This window comes from Pseudomonas aestiva (assembly GCF_039908605.1).
Classification (GTDB): domain Bacteria; phylum Pseudomonadota; class Gammaproteobacteria; order Pseudomonadales; family Pseudomonadaceae; genus Chryseomonas; species Chryseomonas aestiva.
In genome coordinates this window covers 3,990,479-4,012,013 of the sequence record NZ_CP150916.1, presented here as the reverse complement: position 1 = coordinate 4,012,013, position 21,535 = coordinate 3,990,479, and the positions used below count along the sequence as shown (strand labels likewise).

The 21,535-nt window shown below is 62.6% G+C and carries 17 protein-coding genes and 3 tRNA genes; 12 read left to right on the top strand and 8 right to left on the bottom strand.

From position 1 onward, the window contains the following. Entirely contained in the window at window positions 1-1,575 is a 1,575-nt protein-coding gene (locus AABM56_RS18610; RefSeq protein WP_133861300.1) for an ATP-binding protein, read from the bottom strand. After that, window positions 1,559-1,807 (bottom strand): PP0621 family protein, encoded by a 249-nt coding sequence (locus AABM56_RS18605; protein ID WP_133861299.1) that lies wholly within the window; start codon window positions 1,805-1,807, stop codon window positions 1,559-1,561. Before AABM56_RS18605 ends, AABM56_RS18610 begins: the two co-directional genes overlap by 17 nt. A gap of 131 nt (window positions 1,808-1,938) precedes the next feature. Here AABM56_RS18605 and AABM56_RS18600 point away from each other — a divergent pair, with 131 nt between their 5' ends. After that, a complete protein-coding gene (locus AABM56_RS18600) occupies window positions 1,939-3,561 on the top strand; it encodes an NAD+ synthase (RefSeq protein ID WP_133861298.1) in 1,623 nt (540 codons plus the stop codon). Window positions 3,562-3,628: 67 nt separating this feature from the next. Here the strand turns inward: AABM56_RS18600 and AABM56_RS18595 are convergent, their stop codons facing one another. Then, window positions 3,629-4,654 (bottom strand): outer membrane protein assembly factor BamD, encoded by a 1,026-nt coding sequence (locus AABM56_RS18595; RefSeq protein ID WP_007160812.1) that lies wholly within the window; start codon window positions 4,652-4,654, stop codon window positions 3,629-3,631. A gap of 188 nt (window positions 4,655-4,842) precedes the next feature. On the opposite strand from AABM56_RS18595, the gene rluD reads away from it, so the two are divergent. From rluD to AABM56_RS18540, 11 genes are all read left to right on the top strand, one after another. Next, window positions 4,843-5,802, top strand: coding sequence for a 23S rRNA pseudouridine(1911/1915/1917) synthase RluD (rluD, locus tag AABM56_RS18590; protein WP_133861297.1), 960 nt, complete (start codon window positions 4,843-4,845; stop codon window positions 5,800-5,802). After that, on the top strand, window positions 5,799-6,530 hold the full coding sequence (gene pgeF / locus AABM56_RS18585; RefSeq protein ID WP_133861296.1) for a peptidoglycan editing factor PgeF: 732 nt from the start codon (window positions 5,799-5,801) through the stop codon (window positions 6,528-6,530). Before rluD ends, pgeF begins: the two co-directional genes overlap by 4 nt. Before the next feature lie 130 nt (window positions 6,531-6,660). Beyond that, window positions 6,661-9,225: an ATP-dependent chaperone ClpB gene (gene clpB / locus AABM56_RS18580; RefSeq protein ID WP_187980245.1), complete on the top strand. Its 2,565-nt coding sequence runs from the start codon at window positions 6,661-6,663 to the stop codon at window positions 9,223-9,225. A 162-nt stretch (window positions 9,226-9,387) separates the two neighbouring features. Further along, window positions 9,388-9,463, top strand: a tRNA-Asn gene (locus AABM56_RS18575). Between the two features lie 10 nt (window positions 9,464-9,473). Further along, window positions 9,474-9,550, top strand: a tRNA-Pro gene (locus AABM56_RS18570). 5 nt (window positions 9,551-9,555) lie between these two features. After that, window positions 9,556-9,631: transfer RNA gene (locus AABM56_RS18565), tRNA-Lys, on the top strand. A 270-nt stretch (window positions 9,632-9,901) separates the two neighbouring features. Beyond that, window positions 9,902-10,435 (top strand): GspH/FimT family pseudopilin, encoded by a 534-nt coding sequence (locus AABM56_RS18560; protein WP_347883617.1) that lies wholly within the window; start codon window positions 9,902-9,904, stop codon window positions 10,433-10,435. Beyond that, entirely contained in the window at window positions 10,436-11,032 is a 597-nt protein-coding gene (pilV, locus tag AABM56_RS18555) for a type IV pilus modification protein PilV (protein ID WP_347883616.1), read from the top strand. Window positions 11,033-11,035: 3 nt separating this feature from the next. Next, on the top strand, window positions 11,036-11,821 hold the full coding sequence (locus tag AABM56_RS18550; RefSeq protein WP_347883615.1) for a prepilin-type N-terminal cleavage/methylation domain-containing protein: 786 nt from the start codon (window positions 11,036-11,038) through the stop codon (window positions 11,819-11,821). Next, on the top strand, window positions 11,818-12,423 hold the full coding sequence (locus AABM56_RS18545) for a PilX N-terminal domain-containing pilus assembly protein (RefSeq protein ID WP_347883614.1): 606 nt from the start codon (window positions 11,818-11,820) through the stop codon (window positions 12,421-12,423). The genes AABM56_RS18550 and AABM56_RS18545 overlap by 4 nt, the downstream gene beginning before the upstream one ends. Further along, window positions 12,420-16,331: a PilC/PilY family type IV pilus protein gene (locus AABM56_RS18540; RefSeq protein WP_347883613.1), complete on the top strand. Its 3,912-nt coding sequence runs from the start codon at window positions 12,420-12,422 to the stop codon at window positions 16,329-16,331. The genes AABM56_RS18545 and AABM56_RS18540 overlap by 4 nt, the downstream gene beginning before the upstream one ends. 70 nt (window positions 16,332-16,401) lie before the next feature. Here AABM56_RS18540 and cyoE read toward each other — a convergent pair whose 3' ends face one another. The 5 genes from cyoE to cyoA are packed head-to-tail and all read right to left on the bottom strand — an operon-like array spanning window position 16,402 to window position 21,173. Continuing rightward, a complete protein-coding gene (gene cyoE / locus AABM56_RS18535; protein ID WP_252977194.1) occupies window positions 16,402-17,289 on the bottom strand; it encodes a heme o synthase in 888 nt (295 codons plus the stop codon). An 11-nt stretch (window positions 17,290-17,300) separates the two neighbouring features. Beyond that, a complete protein-coding gene (gene cyoD, locus AABM56_RS18530; RefSeq protein WP_133861289.1) occupies window positions 17,301-17,639 on the bottom strand; it encodes a cytochrome o ubiquinol oxidase subunit IV in 339 nt (112 codons plus the stop codon). Further along, the gene (locus AABM56_RS18525; protein ID WP_133861288.1) at window positions 17,639-18,253 is read right to left on the bottom strand and encodes a cytochrome o ubiquinol oxidase subunit III; all 615 of its coding nucleotides are present in this window, start codon (window positions 18,251-18,253) and stop codon (window positions 17,639-17,641) included. The genes cyoD and AABM56_RS18525 overlap by 1 nt, the downstream gene beginning before the upstream one ends. 4 nt (window positions 18,254-18,257) lie before the next feature. Then, entirely contained in the window at window positions 18,258-20,246 is a 1,989-nt protein-coding gene (cyoB, locus tag AABM56_RS18520; protein ID WP_133861287.1) for a cytochrome o ubiquinol oxidase subunit I, read from the bottom strand. A 3-nt stretch (window positions 20,247-20,249) separates the two neighbouring features. Further along, a complete protein-coding gene (gene cyoA / locus AABM56_RS18515) occupies window positions 20,250-21,173 on the bottom strand; it encodes a ubiquinol oxidase subunit II (RefSeq protein ID WP_133861286.1) in 924 nt (307 codons plus the stop codon). Between the last annotated feature and the right edge of the window lie 362 nt (window positions 21,174-21,535).

The following is a 21,535-nucleotide window of genomic DNA, read 5'->3' as shown; positions in this document are numbered from 1 at the left end:
TCAGCTCATTGTGCGGGGATGGGCGAAGGTGATGCGAAAACAGCTGCCATTCGCCAAGGGATGATAGCCAAGTCTGGCCTGGTTGCTCTCGCAAAGCTCGCGGGAGATGTACAGGCCCAGCCCGGTCCCCTTGTTTTCGGTGGTGAAGAAGGGCTCGAACAGGTGGTCGAGCTGCTCGGCGGCGACGCCGGCTCCGTCGTCGACCACCTCGAGGATGGGCAGGTCGCTTTCCGGATCGCGGTAGGTGCTGAGCCAGACCTGGCCGATGCCATTCTTCTGGCAGCTGTAGCGCAGGCCGTTCTGCACCAGGTTGGTCAGGATCTGGCCCAGCTGGTGAGGATCCATGTGCGTCTGCAGGGTGCCTGGCTCGGTCTTGACGTGCAGCGTCTGGCCGGCGGGCAGGGTAGGGCGCAGCTCCCCGGCGAAACGGTGCGCCCAGTAGCGCAGATCGATCAGCTGGGGGGCGGCCTGCTGGCGGCGTGACAGCTGCAGGACGTTTTCCACCACCCGGTTCATCCGCCGCGACTGGTCCTGGATGATCTGAGCCAGGCGCCGATCCGGCGTGGTCAGTTCTTCGGATTCCTGCAGCAGTTGCGCGGCGTGACTGATGGCGCCCAGCGGATTGCGGATCTCGTGGGCGATGCCGGCGGTGAGACGGCCGAGGGAGGCGAGCTTGAGTTGCTGGGCTTGCTGGGCGATGCGTGAGACGTCTTCGAGAAAGGTCAGCACCCGCTCACCCTCGCCCTGCTGCAGGCGGGCGAAGCTGGGTTGCAACAGGGGGCCGTTGGCATAGGCGCGCCAGGGCGCGGGCCGGATACTGGGATTGCGCTCCCATTCCTCGAGGCGCTGGGCGAGACCCAGGGCCAGGGGAGCGATGGTGTCCTCGTTGTCCACCCCCAGCAGGCGGCGGGCTGCCGGATTCACCAGCAGCACCTGGTATTCGGCATCGAATACCAGGATACCGGTCCGCATGCGTTCGAGGATCAGCGCGTTGAGGGCTTCCAGTTCGGCCACGGCGGTGGCGCGGGTTTCGGCCAGGGCCTGGCTGTCCAGCAGGCGCCGGACCAGGCCTTGCACCAGCAGCGCCGTGGCGAAACAGAGGGTGCCCAGGCCCGCCGCCTGCACATAGCCACTGCCACTGTCGCCGCGGCGCAGGTCGAGATAGCTGGTCGCCAGTAGCAGGGCGATGGCGGCCAGGGCGGCGATCAGCAGGCCGCGGCGGCCCCGGATCAGGACGTTGGACACCCCGACGGTCACCACCAGCAGACTGCCCATGCCGCTGGCGATGCCGCCGGCCAGGAAGAACAGGCCGCCCAGGGCGAGGATATCGATCAGCGCCAGGGTGAAGGCGCGGCCACGCAACAGCCGCTGGCCGACCGCCAGCACGGCGTTGATGGCGAGGTAGGCCCAGCTGGCCTGGCGGAACAGTTGGCCGTCGACGGTGCGCAGCCAGTGCTGATCCAGGTCGCTGGAAATCAGCACCACCAGCGCCAGGCCGATGACGATGCGATAGAGATGATAGAGCCGCAGGACCGCGTCGGCTCTCAGGGTGCCTGGATCAGTCGCGGCGCTCATGCTGCAACCGGCGGTGTTCGGCGCTGCAATACCAGCGCTGGCCTTCGCCATCGGCCAGGGCTCTTGCCTGGGGCACATGCACGCCGCAATGGGCACAGCGCACCATGGCATTGGGCGGCAGCGTGGGCGCCTTGGCAGCGGGCGTCTGCGTCTTGCCGCGCCACCAGCGTCTGATCATCCAGAACAGCGCGCCCAGGAGGACGAGCCACAACAGCAGGCGAAGCAGACCCATGGCGATCTCGCAGCGTGAAGGAGGGTGGAGTTTAGCAGGGCTACCGCAGCCGGTGAGCCCTGCATGGCATCGATTGTCCCGCTTCGCTGCATGCGGGAAAATGCGCCGATCAATCGGGTAAGGAAGAGTGCATGAGTCAGCTGCTGAACGTCGTGATGGCGCAAGTGAACCTCAAGGTCGGTGACATCCACGGCAATGTGGATCGGATCATCGCCGCGGCCCGCGAGGCCCGGGATGACTTGCACGGCGATCTCATCGTCTTCCCGGAATTGTCGCTGTGCGGCTATCCCCCGGAGGACCTGCTGCTCCGCTCGAGCATGCAGCGCCGGATCGAGCAGGGCTTGCAGCGGATCCGCCAGGAGATTGCCGGTATCCATGTGCTGGTGGGTTTTCCCTGGCTGGAGGAGGGACGGCGCTACAATGCCTGCGCGGTCTATCGCGATGGCGCTGAGCTAGCCTTCTATCGCAAGCAGCAATTGCCCAACTATCGCGTGTTCGACGAGAAGCGCTACTTCGAGCCGGGCGACAGCGCTGCAGTATTCGATTACCAGGGCGTGCCCATCGGCGTCACCATCTGCGAGGACATCTGGTTCGCCGAGCCCATGGCCAAGGCACGCGCGGCCGGGGCGCGGCTGATGCTCAACCTCAATGCCTCACCCTTCCACGGCGGCAAGCAGCCGGAGCGCGAGGCGGTGGTGGGCGAACGTGCCCGCGAAGGCAACATGCCGGTGGTCTACGTCAACCAGGTGGGTGGCCAGGACGAACTGGTGTTCGACGGTCACTCCTTCGTGGTCGATGCCCGGGGGCAGGTCAGCCAGCGCGCGCCGGCCTTTGCCGAGGGGCTCTATCCGGTCATCTTCGATGAGGATCTGCAACCGCAGCCGGCCGCGCTGGTCCCCGTCGCCTCGCTGGAGGCCAGCGTCTATGACGCCCTGGTGCTTGGGGTGCGCGACTACGTGCGCAAGAACGGCTTCAGGGGTGTGGTAATGGGATTGTCCGGTGGTATCGATTCGGCCCTGGTGCTGGCGGTCGCCGCGGATGCGCTGGGCGCGGAGCAGGTGGAGGCGGTGATGATGCCCTACCACTACACCGCCCAGATCAGTCTGGAAGACGCCGAAGCCGAGGCGCAGACCCTGGGGGTGCGCTACAGCGTGCTGCCCATCGCGCCCATGGTCGAGGCCTTCCAGGAGACCCTGGCCGGCGAATTCGCCGGGCTCGGGCGGGATACCACCGAGGAGAATCTGCAGGCGCGCTGCCGCGGAACCCTGCTGATGGCCATTTCCAACAAGAAGGGCTATCTGGTGCTCACCACCGGCAACAAGAGCGAGATGGCCGTCGGTTACGCCACCCTCTATGGCGACATGGCCGGCGGCTTCGATGTGCTCAAGGATGTGCCCAAGACCCTGGTATTCCGCCTCTGCGAGTACCGCAATCGAGATGGCAAGGTGATTCCGCAACGGGTGATCGACCGGCCGCCGTCGGCCGAGCTGTCGCCCGACCAGAAGGACGAGGACTCGCTGCCGCCCTATCCGGTGCTCGACGAGATCCTGCGCCTGTATGTCGAGCAGGATCTCTCGGCGGTGGATATCGTCGCCGCCGGCTTCGACGAGGAAACGGTGCGCAGGGTGCTGCGCCTGGTGGATCTCAACGAATACAAGCGGCGCCAGGCGGCGGTGGGCGCCCGGGTCACCCAGCGCGGTTTCGGGCGTGACCGGCGCTACCCCATCACCTCGGGCTGGCGCATTGGCGACTAGGTCACCGGTTCCGGCGCAATAAAAAAGGGGAAGCCACTGGCTTCCCCTTTTCACGTCCGACGCGGAATCAGTCGAACAGACCAAAGGTCAGGCGGCTGAACCAGGAACGCTTGGCCGGCGCCGGCGTCGCGCCACCGGCCTTCTCGGCCTCGGCCGGGTCGACGATGCGCAGCTCGGGCGCCAGGTTGTCACGCTCTTCCTGGTACTTGCGCTGGATGTCCTGGCTGGCGCGGGTCTCGCCGGGCGGCAGCGGATCGCTCGGGCGATCGATCAGGCCCAGGGTCGCACGGGTCAGCCAGGAGCGCTGCTGATCCTTGTCGTCCGGCTCGCGCAGCTGGAATTCGCCATCCTTGAGGCTGACGTTGTCCGGGTAGTTGAGCTTGAGGGTTTCCAGGCTGGTGGCCGCCAGGTCGTTGAGGCCCAGGTGCTTGTAGGCTTCGGTCATGATCGCCAGGCCGTCACCCACGGACGGGGTGCCCTGGAAGTTCTCGACCACGTAGCGACCGCGGTTGGCGGCGGCCACATAGGCCTTACGGGTCAGGTAGTAGTGGCCGACGTGCACGTCGTAGGCCGCCAGCAGGTTGCGCAGGTAGACCATGCGCGCCTTGGCGTCTGGGGCGTAACGGCTGTTGGGGAAGCGGCTGGTGAACTGGGCGAAGTCGTTGAAGGAGTCGCGCGCCGCGCCCGGATCACGCTTGGTCATGTCCAGCGGCAGGAAGCGCGCCAGCAGGCCGCGATCCTGTTCGAAGGAGGACACGCCCTTCATGTAGTAGGCGTAGTCGACGTTGGGGTGCTGCGGATGCAGGCGGATGAAGCGATCCGCCGCCGTGCGCGCCGCTTCCGGCTCGCCGTTCTTGTAGTTGGCGTAGATCAGCTCGAGCTGGGCCTGTTCGGCATAGCGACCGAAGGGATACCGCGACTCCAGGGCCTTCAGCTTGCTGATGGCATCCGTGTAGCTGCTGTTGGAGATATCGCGCTGAGCCTGGGTATAGAGTTCGCCCTCCGGCAGATTTTCCGGAACCTCGGGCGCTTTCGAGGAGCAGGCGGCGGTGAGGACTAGGCTGGTGACCAGCAGCAGGTGCTTCAATTGCATGGCGGCTTGGATTCCCCGAAACGGTCGGCGGTGCAGGGATGAGCGCGGAGAGCACTCACCTAGCCTGTGACGGGGCCGGAACCGTCCTGTTATGATGATCGACCCGGAATGCCGGGGCAAAAAAGTCGCCGTATTTAACCACAGGGTCGGGCCGATTCCAAAAGCCCCGCCATTGCCCGCGCAGATCCATGTCCGAATCCATCGTTCTTAATGCCGAAGTCCCCTACGAACTGGGTGGTCAGCGCCTCGATCAGGTCGCTGCCCAGCTGTTCGCCGAACACTCCCGCTCGCGTCTCGCCGCCTGGATCAAGGACGGCAGTCTGACCGTCGACGGCGCCGTGTTGCGCCCGCGCGACACCGTCCATGGTGGCGCCCAGCTGGCGCTGCGAGCCGAACGCGAGGCCCAGGGCGAATGGGTGGCCCAGGACATCGAGCTGGACATCGTCTACGAGGACGATCACCTGCTGGTGCTCGACAAGCCGGCCGGGCTGGTGGTGCATCCGGCCGCCGGCCATGCCGATGGCACCCTGCTCAACGCCCTGCTGCACCACGTGCCCGGCTTGGAGAGCGTGCCGCGTGCCGGCATCGTCCATCGCCTGGACAAGGACACCACCGGACTCATGGTGGTGGCCAAGACCCTGGAAGCCCATACCCATCTGGTCTCCCAGTTGCAGGCACGCTCGGTGAGCCGCATCTATGAAGCCGTCGTCGCCGGGGTGATCGTCGCCGGCGGCACGGTCAATGCGCCCATCGGCCGTCATTCCCAGCGTCGCCAGCAGATGGCGGTGATCGCCGGCGGCAAGCCCGCTGTCAGTCACTACCGGGTACTGGAGCGCTTCCGCGCCTATACCCATACCCGGGTCAAGCTGGAAACCGGGCGCACCCACCAGATCCGTGTGCACATGACCCACGTCGGTTTTCCACTGGTGGGCGATCCGGTCTATGGCGGGCGCTTCAAGATCCCGCCGGCGACCAATCCGACCCTGATCAAGACCCTGCGCGAATTTCCACGCCAGGCGCTGCACGCGCGCTTCCTCGAACTGGATCATCCGGTGACCGGCGAGCGCCTGCGCTGGGAGTCGCCGCTGCCCGAGGATTTTGTCTGGCTGCTGGATCTACTGCGCCAGGACCGGGAATCCTTCGAATGATCGGCGCCGACTGGCTGCGGCCGGACTGGCCGGCGCCGGTCGGCGTCCAGGCCTGCGTCACCACCCGTTTGGGTGGGGTCAGTCAGTCGCCTTTCGCCAGCTTCAACCTCGGTAATCACGTCGGTGACGATCCGCCGGCGGTTGCCGAGAATCGTCGACGCCTGGGCGAAGCCCTGGGGTGTCAGCCGGCCTGGCTCGAACAGGTCCATGGTACCGCTGTGGTCGAAGCTGATCCTACGCTGGTGCTGCGTGCCGATGCGGCCTGGACGGCCACGCCCGGTGTCGCGGTGACCATGATGACCGCCGATTGCCTGCCGGCGCTGTTCTGCCGGCGTGACGGCTCCCGCGTCGCGGCGGCCCATGCCGGCTGGCGCGGTCTGGCGGGTGGCGTGCTGGAAGCTGCCGCGGCCAGTCTGGAGGTGGCCCCCGCCGAGGTACTGGTCTGGCTGGGCCCGGCCATTGGTCCGGCCAGCTTCGAGGTCGGTGCCGAGGTGCGTGAGGCCTTTGTCGCCCAGCAGGGCGACGCCGAGCGCTGCTTCGTGGCCAGGGGCGGGGACAAGTACCTGGGCGATCTCTATGCCCTGGCTCGTCTGCGTCTCGCCGCTCAGGGCATCACGGCGGTCTATGGTGGCGGCTTCGATACCTTCGCCGATGACCAGCGTTTCTTTTCATATCGGCGCGCCGCCCGTACCGGGCGCTTCGCCAGCCTGATCTGGATCAAGCCCTAGGTCTTTTTTTGGGATGTCAAGCCTCTCTGGCTTGAATCGTTACGCATCGCCCCTATCTAAAGGTCATTCCCGCGGGTAATCGAAAGCGCCTACTGCCGCGCCGTCCCGCGTTTCAGATAGGACCTTGCCCATGCGTATAGACCGTTTCACCAGCAAATTGCAGCTCGCCCTGTCGGATGCCCAGTCCCTGGCCGTCGGCCACGATCATCCGGCCATCGAGCCGCTGCACCTGTTCTCTGCCCTGCTCGAACAGCAGGGCGGTTCCATTTCCCCGCTGCTGCGGCAGGTTGGCTTCGACCTCGCCAGCCTGCGCAAGACCCTTGCCGAAGAACTGGACAAGCTGCCCAAGATCCAGAATCCCAACGGTGATGTGAATCTCTCCCAGGATCTGGCGCGCCTGCTCAATCAGGCCGATCGCCTGGCCCAGCAGAAGGGTGACCAGTTCATTTCCAGCGAGCTGGTGCTGCTCGCCGCCATGGACGAGAACACCCGCCTCGGCAAGTTGCTGCTGGGGCAGGGCGTTTCGCGCAAGGCGCTGGAGAATGCCATCAATAACCTGCGCGGCGGCGAGGCGGTCAACGACGCCAACGCCGAGGACAGCCGCAAGGCCCTGGACAAATTCACCGTCGATCTCACCAAGCGCGCCGAGGACGGCAAGCTCGACCCGGTGATCGGTCGGGACGACGAGATCCGCCGCACCATCCAGGTCCTGCAGCGCCGCACCAAGAACAACCCGGTGCTGATCGGCGAACCCGGCGTCGGCAAGACCGCCATCGCCGAGGGCCTGGCCCAGCGCATCATCAATGGCGAAGTACCCGACGGCCTCAAGGACAAGCGCCTGCTGGCGCTGGACATGGGTGCCCTGATCGCCGGCGCCAAGTTCCGCGGTGAATTCGAGGAGCGCCTCAAGGGCGTGCTCAACGAACTGAGCAAGCAGGAAGGCCGCATCATCCTGTTCATCGACGAGCTGCACACCATGGTCGGCGCCGGCAAGGCCGAGGGCGCCATGGATGCCGGCAACATGCTCAAGCCGGCCCTGGCCCGTGGCGAGCTGCATTGCGTGGGTGCCACCACCCTCGATGAGTATCGCCAGTACATCGAGAAGGACGCGGCCCTGGAGCGGCGTTTCCAGAAGGTACTGGTGGACGAGCCGAGCGAAGAGGACACCATCGCCATCCTGCGGGGCCTCAAGGAGCGCTACGAGGTGCACCACAAGGTGGCCATCACCGATGGCGCCATCATCGCCGCGGCCAAGTTGTCCCATCGCTACATCACCGACCGCCAGTTGCCGGACAAGGCCATCGATCTGATCGACGAGGCCGCCAGCCGCATCCGCATGGAGATCGACTCCAAGCCGGAGGCCTTGGATCGCCTCGATCGCCGGCTGATCCAGCTCAAGGTGGAACGTCAGGCGCTGAAGAAGGAAGAAGACGAGGCCGCGCGCAAGCGTCTGGAGAAACTCGACGAAGACATTGCCCGCCTCGAACAGGAATACGCCGATCTGGAAGAAATCTGGAAAGCCGAAAAGGCCGAGGTCCAGGATTCCGCCCAGTTGCAGCAGCGCATCGAGCAGGCGCGCACCGAACTGGAGGCGGCCCGGCGCAAGGGTGACCTCAACCGCATGGCCGAGCTGCAGTACGGCACCATTCCTGACCTGGAGCGCAGTCTGCAGATGGTCGACCAGCACGAGAAGCCGGCCAACCAGCTCTTGCGCAACAAGGTCACTGAAGACGAGATCGCCGAGGTGGTCTCCAAGTGGACCGGCATTCCGGTCAGCAAGATGCTCGAAGGCGAGCGCGACAAGCTGCTGCGCATGGAAGAGGCCCTGCACAACCGGGTGATCGGCCAGGACGAGGCGGTCACCGCCGTGGCCAACGCCGTGCGTCGCTCGCGGGCCGGGTTGTCGGACCCCAACAAGCCCAGCGGTTCCTTCCTCTTCCTCGGCCCGACCGGAGTGGGCAAGACCGAGCTGTGCAAGTCGTTGGCGGAATTCCTCTTCGATACCGAAGACGCCATGGTGCGCATCGACATGTCCGAGTTCATGGAGAAGCACTCCGTGGCTCGGCTGATCGGTGCACCGCCCGGCTACGTCGGCTACGAGGAGGGCGGCTACCTGACCGAGGCCGTACGGCGCAAACCCTATTCGGTGGTCCTGCTCGACGAGGTGGAAAAGGCGCATCCGGATGTGTTCAACATCCTCCTGCAGGTGCTGGACGATGGTCGCCTGACCGATAGCCAGGGCCGTACCGTGGACTTCCGCAATGCGGTGATCGTCATGACCTCGAACCTGGGCTCGGCGCAGATCCAGGAGCTGGTGGGCGATCCCGATGCCCAGCGGGCGGCGGTGATGGATGCGGTGGCGGGGCATTTCCGGCCCGAGTTCGTCAACCGTATCGATGAGGTGGTGGTGTTCGAGCCCCTGGGGCGCGAGCAGATCGCCGGTATCGCCGAGATCCAGCTGCAGCAACTGGGTCAGCGCCTGGCCGAGCGCGATCTGCACCTGGAGCTGACCCCGGAGGCCTTGGACAAGCTGGTCGCGGTGGGTTACGACCCGGTCTATGGGGCACGTCCACTCAAGCGGGCGATCCAGCGCTGGATCGAGAACCCGCTGGCCCAGCGCATCTTGTCCGGGGCCTTCGCGCCGAACAGCCGGATCCAGGGCCGACTGGAGGGCGACGAGATCGTCTTCGCCTAGGAAATGGCCGGGCGATCCCAGGGTCGCCCGGCGTTTCCGATAAATTTGTGAAAAAACAGCAGGCTAGGTGTTGACGTCTGTTTCTACTTCCGTAAAATGGCGCACCTCACTTACGGCAAAGCTCGAAAGGCACTGACGTAAGAGGGGTTGGAAGAGAGAAATTCCGCGATAGCTCAGTCGGTAGAGCAAATGACTGTTAATCATTGGGTCCCTGGTTCGAGTCCAGGTCGCGGAGCCACTTCCATTCTCGGGGTATAGCGCAGCCCGGTAGCGCGCCTGCTTTGGGAGCAGGATGTCGGGAGTTCGAATCCCCCTACCCCGACCATATTTGGGTCGTTAGCTCAGTTGGTAGAGCAGTTGGCTTTTAACCAATTGGTCGCAGGTTCGAATCCTGCACGACCCACCATTTTTACCAGAAACCCTCCGCCAGGAGGGTTTTTGCGTTTCTGGGACATTATTTTCTCAGCGCCAGGCTGAGCGTCATCCCGAAATCTTTCTGCTTCCCGTATTCCGGCTTGCCATCCTCGGCTCATCACGCCACGCTCTATTTCGCTCATCTCCGGCGAACACCTTGATCCAGGTAGCTTCCCCCGCAAATAGAAGCGATAGCCGGTCATAGCGGCTGCCTGAGCCCTTACTACTATCAGGTGAAGTAACGAGCTTTCAGGCGGTGGGAATGCAGTCGAAACGCCTCTCGGGTTTCACGCTCATCGAGGTCCTGGTCGTCATCGCGCTGCTGGGCATCGTCACGGCGCTGGCGGCGCCTGGCTTCGCGAACCTGGTGCAAAGCAACCGCGTCCAGGCGGCAGCGGGGGAGTTGCAGCGCGCGCTCTATTACGCGCGCAGTGAAGCCATGAGCCGGGGAGTGAACGTCGTGATCACCACCGAGCCGGAAGATACCAATGGCTGGATGGGCGCGCTGAAAATCACCACAGCCAAGACCGTGGTGCTGCCCAATGCCGAAGTCCTGCGGCAATACAGTGGCGGGCTGGGAAATGGCGTCAACGGGACAGGTTTCATCGGCGGTGCTCCCCTTACCAGTTTGACCTTCCAACCCAATGGCAGTCTGAAACTCAGCGGCGAAGCCACCATTCGCGTCTGCGCCACCAATGCGCTTACCCAGGGCAAGCAATTCACCCTCAACCAGGGTGGGGTGCTGACGGTAATCGACTACACGCCTAACCGTGCCAGCGCCGTGGGGTGCAGCTAAATGAAGCGCCGCAAAGGTGGGTTCAGCATGATCGAGGTGCTGGTCAGTCTGGTGATCATCTGCATCGGCGTGCTGGGCATGGTCGCCCTGCAGACCCGCAGCGTGGCGCTTTCCCAGGACTCCGTGCAGCGCAGCAACGCCATGGTTCTGGCCAACGAGCTGCTCGAACTGATGCGCAGCAATCGTGACCAAGTGGTGGCAAGTGACAAGGTCAAGATCGACGGCGCCTATATCAAGCAGCCCGGTACCAATTTTCGCACCAAGGCCCTCGATGCCGGCAAGACCTGTTTGACCCGGGATCGCTCTGCGGGCGGCGAGACGGTAGCGGGGCAGGATCTGGTTTGCTGGTTGAATCAGGTGAAAGCCTTGCTGCCGGTAACAGACGCGCTGATCGCCAGCAGTTTTGCGGTCTGTCCGGCGTCCGGCGTACCGAAACTGCCGTCCAGCGATCCCGCAGGCAACACGACGCCGCTGGGTGCCTGTGAGGCCAATGCGGTAGCACCGGTGATGGTGGTGGTGGCCTGGCAGGACGTCAGCAACGATTCGTTGAATTGCCCCAGGGGCGTCTGCTACTACGCCCTGCGCTCGGAGCTGTAGGCCATGGACCTCAAGCCACGCAGACAGAGGGGCTTTTCCCTCATCGAGATGATGATCGCCCTGACCGTTGGCACCTTTCTGGTGCTGGGCGTTTCGCAGATCTATATCAACAACAAGCGCAGCTTTCTCTTCCAGCAGGGCCAGACCGGCAATCGCAACAACGCCCAGCTGACCTTGCAGGTGCTCGATCGGCAATTGGCGCGGACCGGCTTCCGCGCCGAAATCCGTTATCAGGGTAGCCTGCAGGCAGCCTTTCCGGCGGTGGGTGAGGTCAGGGATGCCGATGACATCAGCTGTCCAGCCTTCGCTGCCGGCGCCACCTTCGCAGCGACCACGGACAGCGTCAACGCACCCACTGGTGTCTGCATTCGCTATCAGGGCGCCCTGGACAGCAAGGATCAGGACTGCCTGGGTAATCCCATCCCACGGGTGAATCTCAATGCGGGCGGCAACGTCTTGCTCAAGCTGCGTTATACGGCAGGCAATACCCCTGGCGGTGGCACCCTCAGCTGCACGGTCTGGAGCGAGCGTGGAGGCGTGCTGACACGCAAGGGCAGTGCGGTGCTGGTGCAGGGGCTGCAGGACTTTCGTTGGTCTATTCCACTCAAGGCGGATGCACCGGCCGTGCGCTATGCGGCGTTGCTCAGCACCACTGAGGCGCTAACCAGCGATGTAACCAGTAACACGGCTACCAATTGGCAGACCTTGACCGGGCTACAGATCGCTGACGCCAGTCGACCCATGCAGATACTGCAGAGCACCGTCACCCTGAGGAATCTTGCGCTATGAGCCCAGTCCTTGGCAGGCAGCGCGGCGCGACCTTGCTGATCACCCTGGTGATGTTGTTGCTGCTGTCGCTACTGGCCGCCTCCAGCATGCGTCAGACCTTGCTGCAGGCGCGCAGTGGCGGTGCCGCTCTGGAAAACACCCAGGCCTTCAATGCTGCGGAGGCGGCGCTGCGCGAAGGTGAGCGGCGATTGGTGGCCCTCAGTCAGCAACCGTCCTTCACGGCGTTCAGTGCCGGCTTCGCCAGTTGTTCGGAAAGCGTGCCAGCGGTACGCAGTGCCTTCGCTAAGGCGCCAACCGGCGACCTGTGCATCCTGACCAAGGCTAGCGATCTCAATACCGGTGCCCTGACCCAGACCTGGGCAGCAGCGGCGCTTCAGGCAAGCGGGACCGATCCTACGGCGCGTACCGTCGCCTATCGCGGCTCCGATGGTAGCGCTTCCTTCGCCCAGACACCCCGTTGGGTAGTGACGGCCATAGGTAGCAGCTCGGTCGATGTCTCGGCGCCAGCCACCAACCTGTTTCGGATCACTGCCGTGGCCCAGGATCGCGGCAAGCGCTTTCCGGTAATCCTGCAAAGTGTCGTCGCCCTGGAGGTGCCATGAGCCGAGCTATACCGGGCATCGGGTCTCTGGCCCTGCTGCTGACCCTGGCCGCACCTGCGGCTCAGGCTGCGGCCCTGAATCTGAGCCAACAGCCGCTGTTTCTGACCAACAGTGTCGGTCCCAATCTGTTCGTTACCCTGGACAATTCCACCAGCATGCAGATGGCGGTGGTGCCGGATGCCTCCAATACCGATGCCATCCGCCCAACCCGCCGTGCCAAATCAGCGGCCTTCAACAGTCTCTACTACAACCCGGCGATCAGCTATCCGGCGCCCTATGCGGTGAGCTACAGCAGTACGGGCGGGCTGACCCGTACGCGACTGTCCACCAGCTTTACCAGTGCCTATGTAAACGGCTATCGATCGAGCCTGGGTAGCGTCAATCTGGCCACCGACTACCGCGTCAGCTGGAGTTATAACCCCAATCTGGTTACTACAGATCCCAATATAGCGCGGGGTAACTCCTACGGAAATCCGGGGCTGCAGAACAACAGCCCGAGCATGCTGGCGGAGAACCCGTCTCAGGATTTTTTCAGTAGTGGTAATTACCGTGGAACCAGCTCGACCTATGGCAGCCTCACGCTGCTCACTATTCTGTTGGGTGTCGGCTTCAGCGAGAACATCAACGGTGCTCAAGTCAGTATCAGCGACGCCTCCCTGCTTGAGCGCCTACTGACAGGGGCAGCGCTCAATGGTGGCTGTACTGCGAGCATTGCCAATACGACGTCGGTTACCTACAGCAATGTTACCTGTACCCGCAACGTGGACTACGGGCTGCTTGGGGTAGTTTCCTCGGTCAACTACACGGTCACGGCCAATACCAATATTTCTGCTGCCATCACTGGCGTGCAGGCCTATTACTATCTCTACGATACGACGCTCAGTACCTGTCTTCCCGTCGCCTTACAGACCGAGGGCTGTTACCGGCGGGTACTGGTCGGCAGCTCTTCCGGTCCCGGCGGGACGGACGAGCGGCAGAATTTCGCCAACTGGTATTCCTTCTATCGCAGCCGTGCCCTGGCCGCTCAGACATCGACCAACCTGGCCTTGGCCGATGCCTCGGAAAATCTCCGACTTGGCTGGCAGGCATTAGGTACCAGTGACAGCTGCATTTTGGTAACAGCCAACGCCAACTGCCGCGGCATCAGCAACTCCAGTTCCACTACTTATGACAATCGGCTGAGACCCTTTGCTGGTGCGCACCGGGCGGCTTTCTTCACCTGGCTCGGTGATGTCTATTACAACCAGAGCACGCCGCTGCTCCAGGCGGTTGCTCGTGTCGGCGAGCTGCTCAAGACCAGTGGGAGCAATAGCCCATACGCCTACGATCCAGGTAACAGCGAGTCACCGGTCTATGGCTGTCGCGCCAGCTATAGTCTGGTGGTGACGGACGGGATCTGGAATTCGGCTTTTACCTCCAGCAACGCCGACGGCTCTGCCGCGACCCTCCCGGACGGACAGCAGTACTCACCCCAGGCACCCTTCCAAGACACCACCTCCAGCACTCTCGCAGACCTGGCCTTTCTCTACTGGCGCACCGATGCCCAACCCGGGCTCGACAACAAGGTACCGCCCTACAATACCGTGACCAACAGCGAGGTTCGGGGCCCCAATACGCTTTCGCCCTACTGGAATCCGCGCAATGACCCCGCCACCTGGCAGCACCTCACAGGGTTCTACGTGGGTATCGGCTTGAGCAGTGCGCTGATCAATCCCGATTGGGATGGCGATACCTTCGCCGGTGGCTACGCTGGCTTGGCCGCAGGCACTACGCCCTGGCCGGTGGCGGGTGCGGATAACTCGGTCAATCAGAACAACGTCTACGACCTCTGGCACGCGGCGATCAATTCGCGGGGCGAGTTCTTCAGTGCGGAAAACGCCAGCGATCTGATCACCTCCCTTGGCAAGGTCGTCACGCGGATCACCCAGTCCACCAGCGTCGGCGCCAGCCAGACCGTATCGCCCACCCGGGTAGGGGACACCAACGCGCTCTTTACCTATTCCCCATCCTTCTCCAGTGCCGACTGGAGCGGGGATGTCATCAAGTACCAACGCACGGGTACCACCCAGACGAGGATCTGGAGCGCTGCTCAACAACTTGATGGCAAGTACGCTGCAGGTAATACCGTCTTCGGCACTCGCAAGATCTACATGGCCAAGGGCGGCGCCTTGACCGATTTCGCCTGGGTGAATCTGAATACCGATCAACGACTCAGTCTCAACAAGACTTCCGGAGGTGCCACCGACACCTATGGCAGTCGCCGGGTGGATTATCTGCGTGGGGATCGTGGCCAGGAGGCGCCTGGCGCTACGCCGTCGTTCCGGCCGCGCAGTCATATCCTTGGTGACATCGTGAATTCCTCACCGGTGGTAGTGGACGGCCCCAATAGTCCCATCGCCCTGATGAACGCGACCGTTGGCGACAATTCCTACGCGACGTTCCGCACTAGCAATGCAGCCCGTGAGCGGCGTATCTATGTGGGTGCCAATGACGGCATGCTGCATGCCTTCGACGACCAGGGGCAGGAGGTCTATGCCTTCATTCCCAGCGCCGTCATCGGCACTCTCAACCGGCTGACCGAGCGCAGCTACAACGGCGGCGGGCATCAGTCCTATGTCGACAATACGCCGGTGGTGGGGGACGTCTATTTCAATGGGGCTTGGCGCACGGTACTGATCGGCACGCTGCGCGGGGGAGGGCGGGGCATCTTTGCACTGGACATCACCAATCCCAATGCCCCGGTGCTGCTCTGGGAAAAGTCTGACGCCGACGCCAGCTACAAGGACCTGGGCTTCACCTTCGCCCAACCCGTCATTACCCGGCTGCATACCGGCGGCTGGGGCGTGGTGGTCAGCAATGGCTACAACAGTGCCCAGGACAACGCCGTGCTCTATGTAATGAACGTGGCCGATGGCAGCCTGATCAAGGTGCTGCCCGCTATCGATAACGTCGCGGCACCCAATGGGCTGAGTTCCCCCTTCGTAGCCGATGTCGACGGCGACCTGATCGCCGACTATGCCTATGCCGGTGACTTGCACGGCAATCTTTGGCGCTTCGATCTGATCGGTACCTCCCTGACCGCAACGGCCGCAGCGGACAACTTCCGTGTCGCCTTTGGGGGGCGGCCCCTCTATACCGCCCAGGCCAGTAGCCTGGCGCCCGGTACCACCAATCTGGTCCAGCCGATCACCGCCAGTCCTGCGGTCGTGGCTCATCCGAGTGGAACGGGCCATCTGGTGCTCTTTGGTACCGGCAAATATCTCGAGGCCAACGATGCCCTGGCCAATACCAGTAAGGCCATGACCCTCTACGGCATCTGGGATCGCCAGACCGATGGATCGGTGGCCAGCAGCACTCCAGTTCTGACGATCGCCAGTCTGCAGCAGCAAACCCTGGGCGCCGATCAGCGCATCAACTACACCAGTTCTGCCGGTTCCAGCGTCAGCAGTACGGCGAACACCCTTTCCACGACGTCGGTCAGCTATGACGCCAATACGGCGACCAATGGCAAACAGGGCTGGTATCTGAATCTGCCCTTGAATGGCGAGCTGGTGATCAACAAACCCCAACTATTCAGCGGCACTCTGTTGATGAGCTCCCTGATACCTAGCACCGACGCCTGTACCGCCGGCGTCACCACCTACCTCTATGCCCTGGATCCCTACACCGGCGGCAACAACAGTGGCCTGTTCAATCTGGGGACGGATACGGTCTATGGGCGTATCCAGCTCGATGGTCTGCTCGGTGGGATCGTGCCCTTCGTCTATGGTGATGGCAGTTTCAGCATGGAAGGAACCCTGGCGGACGCGGCGATCTATGGCAGCGACGGCAAGGCGCCGAATGGCTTGCGGGGTGACCTGCCCGCCAGCCGCCGTCAGACCTGGCGCGTCATCACCAACCAAGATTAGCGGCAGCAGCTTTCACGCAGGCATGAAAAAGCCCGGCATCAGGCCGGGCTTTTTCATGGAACGGTGCGTCTCAGCGCGCGTAAGTCAGCAGCACGTCGCCCGGGATCTGGAAGTCCACCGACATCATGACGCTCAGGGCGGTGATGGCGATGATGGAGAACCCGAACAGCTTGCGTGCCCATTGCACGTCGTTCTCGGCCTGATAGCCCATGAAGGCCAGGCGCAGCCACCAGGCGCCGATCACGGCGGCCACTGCCAGATAGACGTAGCCGGCATAGCCGAGCACGGTCAGCAGCAGGGTGGCGGCCATGAAGGCCACGGTGTACCAGACGATGTGACGCTTGGTCACCGCGATACCCTTGGCCACCGGCAGTACCGGAATCGAGGCCGCGGTGTAGTCCTTGAGACGGAAGATGGCGATGGCGTAGGAATGCGGCATCTGCCAGAGGCAGAAGATCAGCAGTAGTACCGCAGCGCCACTGTCGAACTGGCCGCTGGCGGCGCAGTAGCCGATCACCGGCGGTGCGGCACCGGACAGGCTGCCGACCAGGGTGCCGTATACCGAGGTGCGCTTCAGCCAGAGGCTGTAGAGCCCTACATACACCACGAAACCCATCACCGCGAAGGCGGTGGCGACCAGATTGGTCGCCCCGTACAGCAGCCCCACCCCGGCCAGGCCGAGGAGGGCGGCATAGGCCAGCGCCACCTTCGAGGAGATCGTGCCCTGGACCAGGGCGCGATTGCAGGTTCTTTCCATCTTCTGATCGATGTCCCTATCGATCACGTTGTTGAACACACAGCCGGAAGCAATGACCAACGACACCCCGATCGCCGTCGCCAGCAGCAACAGCGGGTCGATGCTCCCTTTGGACGCCAGGAAGAACCCGCCGGCAACCGAGATCAGGTTGCCGAAGATGATGCCCGGCTTCGTCACGAGAAGGTACTTCTTGATCATCACGTCGGCCCGGTTCAGTGGATCATCATGTTGTTGTGCATGTGGTACATGATCCACAGGGACCCCACGACCACGATACCGACGATGACCACGGTGAAACCAAAGGAGATCACGTTCCAACGCTGCTCTTCGGAGGTGTTCAGGTGCAGGAAGAAGTACAGGTGCACCAGCAGCTGTACCACCGCCATGATCACCACGATCGCCAGGGTCGCGCCCTTGGAGAAGGTGGGGAACATCACCAGACCGAAGGGAATGACCGTCAGGATGACCGACAGGATGAAGCCGACCATGTAGCTCTTGAAAGTGCCATGGCTCTCGGCGGTGTGCCCGTGGGCGTTATGATCGTGCGCCATTACAGAACCCCCATCAGATAGACGATGGTGAAGACGAAGATCCAGATGATGTCCAGGAAGTGCCAGAACAGGCTCAGGCACGACAGGCGGGTCACGTTGGTGGTGGTCAAGCCCTTGGAAGCGACCTGCAGCATCAGCACGATCATCCAGATCAGACCCGAACTCACGTGCAGACCGTGGGTACCGACCAGCGCGAAGAACGACGACAGGAAGGCACTGCGATCCGGACCGTAGCCCTCTTCGATCAGGTGATGGAACTCATAGACTTCCATGCCGATGAAGCCGGCACCGAACAGCCAGGTGACCGCCAGCCAACCCAGAACGCCACCCTTGCTGCCATGGTGCTGAGCAATCATGGCGAAGCCGTAGGTGATACTGGAGAACAGCAGCAGGAAGGTTTCGACCAGGACGAACGACAGTTCGAAGATGTCCTTCTGGGAGGGGCCATCGGCATGGGCCCCGCTCAGGACTGCATAGGTCGCAAACAGCGTCCCGAACAGAATGCAGTCGGTCATCAGGTAGGACCAGAAGCCGAACGTCTTCATCGATCCGGCGTCGTGGTGCCCATGCTCCTCGGCATGGGCGACTTCGTTATGCATAACTTGATTCGCCATTGGATTAGGCCTGCTTGAATTTCGCCAGGGACTGAATGCGCGCGGTTTCGATTCGCGCCACTTCTTCCGCCGGTACGTAGTAGTCGACATCGTCGTCGTAGCTGCGGACGACCGCACTGACGATGCAACCCACGAAGCTGGCGATGGCCAGCCACCAGATGTGCCAGATCAGGGCGAAGCCGAGGATCAGGGCGAAGAAGCTGATCACGATGCCGGCAGCGGTGTTGCGCGGCATGTGGATCTTCTTGTAGTCCGCATCCTTCTTCTCGGTGATGCCTTTTTCCTTCATGCCCCAGTAGGCGTCGATGTCGTGCACTTCCGGCACTTCAGCGAAGTTGTAGAAGGGCGGCGGCGACGAGGTCGACCATTCCAGGGTACGGCCATCCCACGGATCGCCCGTCACGTCCACGTTTTCCGGCAGATTGCGGTCGCGGATACTGACGTAGAACATCCACAGCTGGCTGAGGATGCCCAGGGCGATGATGCCGGCGCCAATGGCGGCGGTCACCAGGAAGGGGTGCCAGTCAGGGTTGTCGTAGTGGTTCAGACGACGGGTCATGCCCATGAAGCCCAGCATGTACAGCGGCATGAAGGCGACATAGAAACCGATCAGCCAGCACCAGAAGGCCTGCTTGTTCAGCTTCTCGTTCAGCTTGAAGCCGAACACCTTCGGGAACCAGTAGATCATGCCGGCGAAGTAGCCGAACACGGCGCCGCCGATGATCACGTTGTGGAAGTGGGCGATCAGGAACAGGCTGTTGTGCAGCACGAAGTCCGCACCCGGTACCGCCAGCAGTACGCCGGTCATGCCGCCGATGCTGAAGGTCACGATGAAGCCCAGGGTCCAGAGCATCGGCGAGGTGAACTGGATACGACCCTGGTACATGGTGAACAGCCAGGTAAAGATCTTCACCCCTGTCGGGATCGCAATGATCATCGTCGCGATGCCGAAGAAGGCGTTGACGTTACCGCCCGAACCCATGGTGAAGAAGTGGTGCAGCCAGACGATGAAGGACAGCACGGTAATGGCTACCGTCGCCCACACCATCGATACATAGCCGAACAGACGCTTCTTGCTGAAGGTGGAGGTCACTTCCGAGAACACGCCGAAGGCCGGCAGGATCAGGATGTATACCTCGGGGTGGCCCCAGGCCCAGATCAGGTTGGTGTACATCATCTGGTTGCCACCGGCTTCCGCGGTGAAGAAGTGGAAGCCCAGGTAACGGTCCAGGGTCAGCAGCGCCAGAGTCACGGTCAGGATCGGGAAGGCCGCCATGATCAGAATGGCAGTACACCACGAGGTCCAGGTGAAGATCGGCATGCGCATCAGGGTCATGCCCTTGGTACGCATCTTCAGCACGGTCACGAAGAAGTTGACGCCGGTCAGGGTCGTCCCGATACCGGAAAGCTGAAGGGCCCAGATGTAGTAGTCCATCCCTACGCCTGGGCTGTACTTGATGCCTGACAGCGGCGGATAGGCCACCCAGCCGGTCGCGGCGAATTCGCCCACGAACAGCGACATCATGATCAGCACGGCGCCGGCCACGAACAGCCAGAAGCTCAGCGAGTTCAGGAAGGGGAAGGCCACGTCGCGGGCACCGATCTGCAGCGGTGTCACCACGTTCATCAGGCCGGCCACGAACGGCATCGCCACGAAGAAGATCATGATCACGCCGTGGGCGGTGAAGATCTGGTCGTAGTGGTGCGGTGGCAGGTAGCCCTCGGCGCCGCCAGAGGCGATGGCCTGCTGGCTACGCATCAGGATGGCGTCGGAGAAGCCACGGAGCAGCATGATCAGCGCGACGATGAAGTACATCACGCCGATCTTCTTGTGGTCGACGGTGGTCAGCCACTCTTTCCAGAGATAGCCCCACTTGCCGAAGTAGCTGAGCGCCCCTATGAGTCCCAGGCCGCCCAGGGCGACCACAACGAACGTCACGAGAATGATCGGCTCGTGATACGGAATATCCGCCAGAGTTAATTTACCGAACATAACTTATTCCTCGGTACCGTGTTGACCACCGTGCTGGCTCATGTCCATCACGTGATCGGTCTGCTTGCTGAAGTCGGACTTCATGAACTTCTTGATGACCGTTCTGAACAGATCCGGCTCGACCGTCGAGTAGTAGGCGATCGGCTGCTTCTCGCTGGGCTTGGCCAGCTCGGTGTAGCTCGCCTGATCCAGGGTCTTGCCACCCGATTGCTTGACCTTGTTCACCCAGGCGTCGAAATCGCCAGCGGTGGGTACCGCGTGCACGGTAAAGATCATGTCGGAGAAGCCGGCGCCGCTATAGTTGGCCGAGCGACCCTCGAACTCGCCGGGGTGATCGGCGATCAGGTGCAGCTGGCTCTGCATGCCGGACATTGCGTAGATCATGCCGCCCAGGGCCGGGATGGACAGGGTGTTCATGACCGACTCGGAGGTGATCTTGAACTGCACCGGACGATTGACCGGGATGGCGATCTCGTTCACCGAGGCGATGCCCTGCTCGGGATAGATGAACAGCCATTTCCAGTCCATCGAGACCGCTTCGATCACCAGCGGCTGCTCGGGATGATCGAGCGGCTTGAAGGGATCCAGTTCGTGGGAGGTCTTCCAGGACAGGATGCTCAAGAACACCACGATGGCCAGGGGGACCAGCCAGACCACGGCTTCGATCTTGTAGGAGTGGGCCCAGTTCGGGGTGTACTTGGCTTCCTTGTTGGTAGCGCGGTACTTCCAGGCGAACAGGAAGGTCATCACGATGACCGGGATCACCACGATCAGCATGAGGCCGAACGCTGTGTAGATGAGGTTGCGTTCTTGCACGCCGATGGAGCCTTTCGGATCCAGCAGCACGGCGTCGCACCCGCTGAGCAGCAGCGCGGCGGCACCGGCCAGAAGCCAACCGGTTGGTTTTAGATACTTCGTTAGTTTCATCTCACGACCTCAGTAGAGCGGCTCATCGTGGTTATTCTCTCAACGTGCCTGTCGCCAGCCTCATGCTCCGCAACGGACAGGCATCCGTGCGGCAGACTGATGGATTGCAGAAATTGCGGGATTTCGCAGCGCGGTATGGTGCCACAGAGGGGCTGGATATTCGACCCTTTGGTCAGCCACCGTTCAGGTCTTGCCGGCCGTCAAGAAAGCCGAAATCAGGCGGTGTAAGGCACTGTCATGCGCTGGGTAAGAGTAGCCGAGGGACGGGGAGTCGCCAGTTTGATCGGGCTTCCACGGTTGTCCGGCTGGCAAGGTTCAGGTCGGGGAAGGGCGCATAAAGGCGCGGCCCAAGGCGGCTAAGG

Bases quoted from the DNA above. Each gene is read 5' to 3' on its own strand.
- cyoD (WP_133861289.1), bottom strand. From the start codon at position 17,639: ATGGCGCACGATCATAACGCCCACGGGCACACCGCCGAGAGCCATGGC.
- AABM56_RS18600 (WP_133861298.1), top strand. From the start codon at position 1,939: ATGAGTCAGCTGCTGAACGTCGTGATGGCGCAAGTGAACCTCAAGGTC.
- pilV (WP_347883616.1), top strand. From the start codon at position 10,436: ATGAAGCGCCGCAAAGGTGGGTTCAGCATGATCGAGGTGCTGGTCAGT.
- cyoB (WP_133861287.1), bottom strand. From the start codon at position 20,246: ATGTTCGGTAAATTAACTCTGGCGGATATTCCGTATCACGAGCCGATC.
- AABM56_RS18560 (WP_347883617.1), top strand. From the start codon at position 9,902: ATGCAGTCGAAACGCCTCTCGGGTTTCACGCTCATCGAGGTCCTGGTC.
- AABM56_RS18605 (WP_133861299.1), bottom strand. From the start codon at position 1,807: ATGGGTCTGCTTCGCCTGCTGTTGTGGCTCGTCCTCCTGGGCGCGCTG.
- AABM56_RS18550 (WP_347883615.1), top strand. From the start codon at position 11,036: ATGGACCTCAAGCCACGCAGACAGAGGGGCTTTTCCCTCATCGAGATG.
- clpB (WP_187980245.1), top strand. From the start codon at position 6,661: ATGCGTATAGACCGTTTCACCAGCAAATTGCAGCTCGCCCTGTCGGAT.
- AABM56_RS18540 (WP_347883613.1), top strand. From the start codon at position 12,420: ATGAGCCGAGCTATACCGGGCATCGGGTCTCTGGCCCTGCTGCTGACC.
- AABM56_RS18525 (WP_133861288.1), bottom strand. From the start codon at position 18,253: ATGGCGAATCAAGTTATGCATAACGAAGTCGCCCATGCCGAGGAGCAT.
- rluD (WP_133861297.1), top strand. From the start codon at position 4,843: ATGTCCGAATCCATCGTTCTTAATGCCGAAGTCCCCTACGAACTGGGT.
- pgeF (WP_133861296.1), top strand. From the start codon at position 5,799: ATGATCGGCGCCGACTGGCTGCGGCCGGACTGGCCGGCGCCGGTCGGC.
- AABM56_RS18545 (WP_347883614.1), top strand. From the start codon at position 11,818: ATGAGCCCAGTCCTTGGCAGGCAGCGCGGCGCGACCTTGCTGATCACC.
- AABM56_RS18595 (WP_007160812.1), bottom strand. From the start codon at position 4,654: ATGCAATTGAAGCACCTGCTGCTGGTCACCAGCCTAGTCCTCACCGCC.
- AABM56_RS18610 (WP_133861300.1), bottom strand. From the start codon at position 1,575: ATGAGCGCCGCGACTGATCCAGGCACCCTGAGAGCCGACGCGGTCCTG.
- cyoA (WP_133861286.1), bottom strand. From the start codon at position 21,173: ATGAAACTAACGAAGTATCTAAAACCAACCGGTTGGCTTCTGGCCGGT.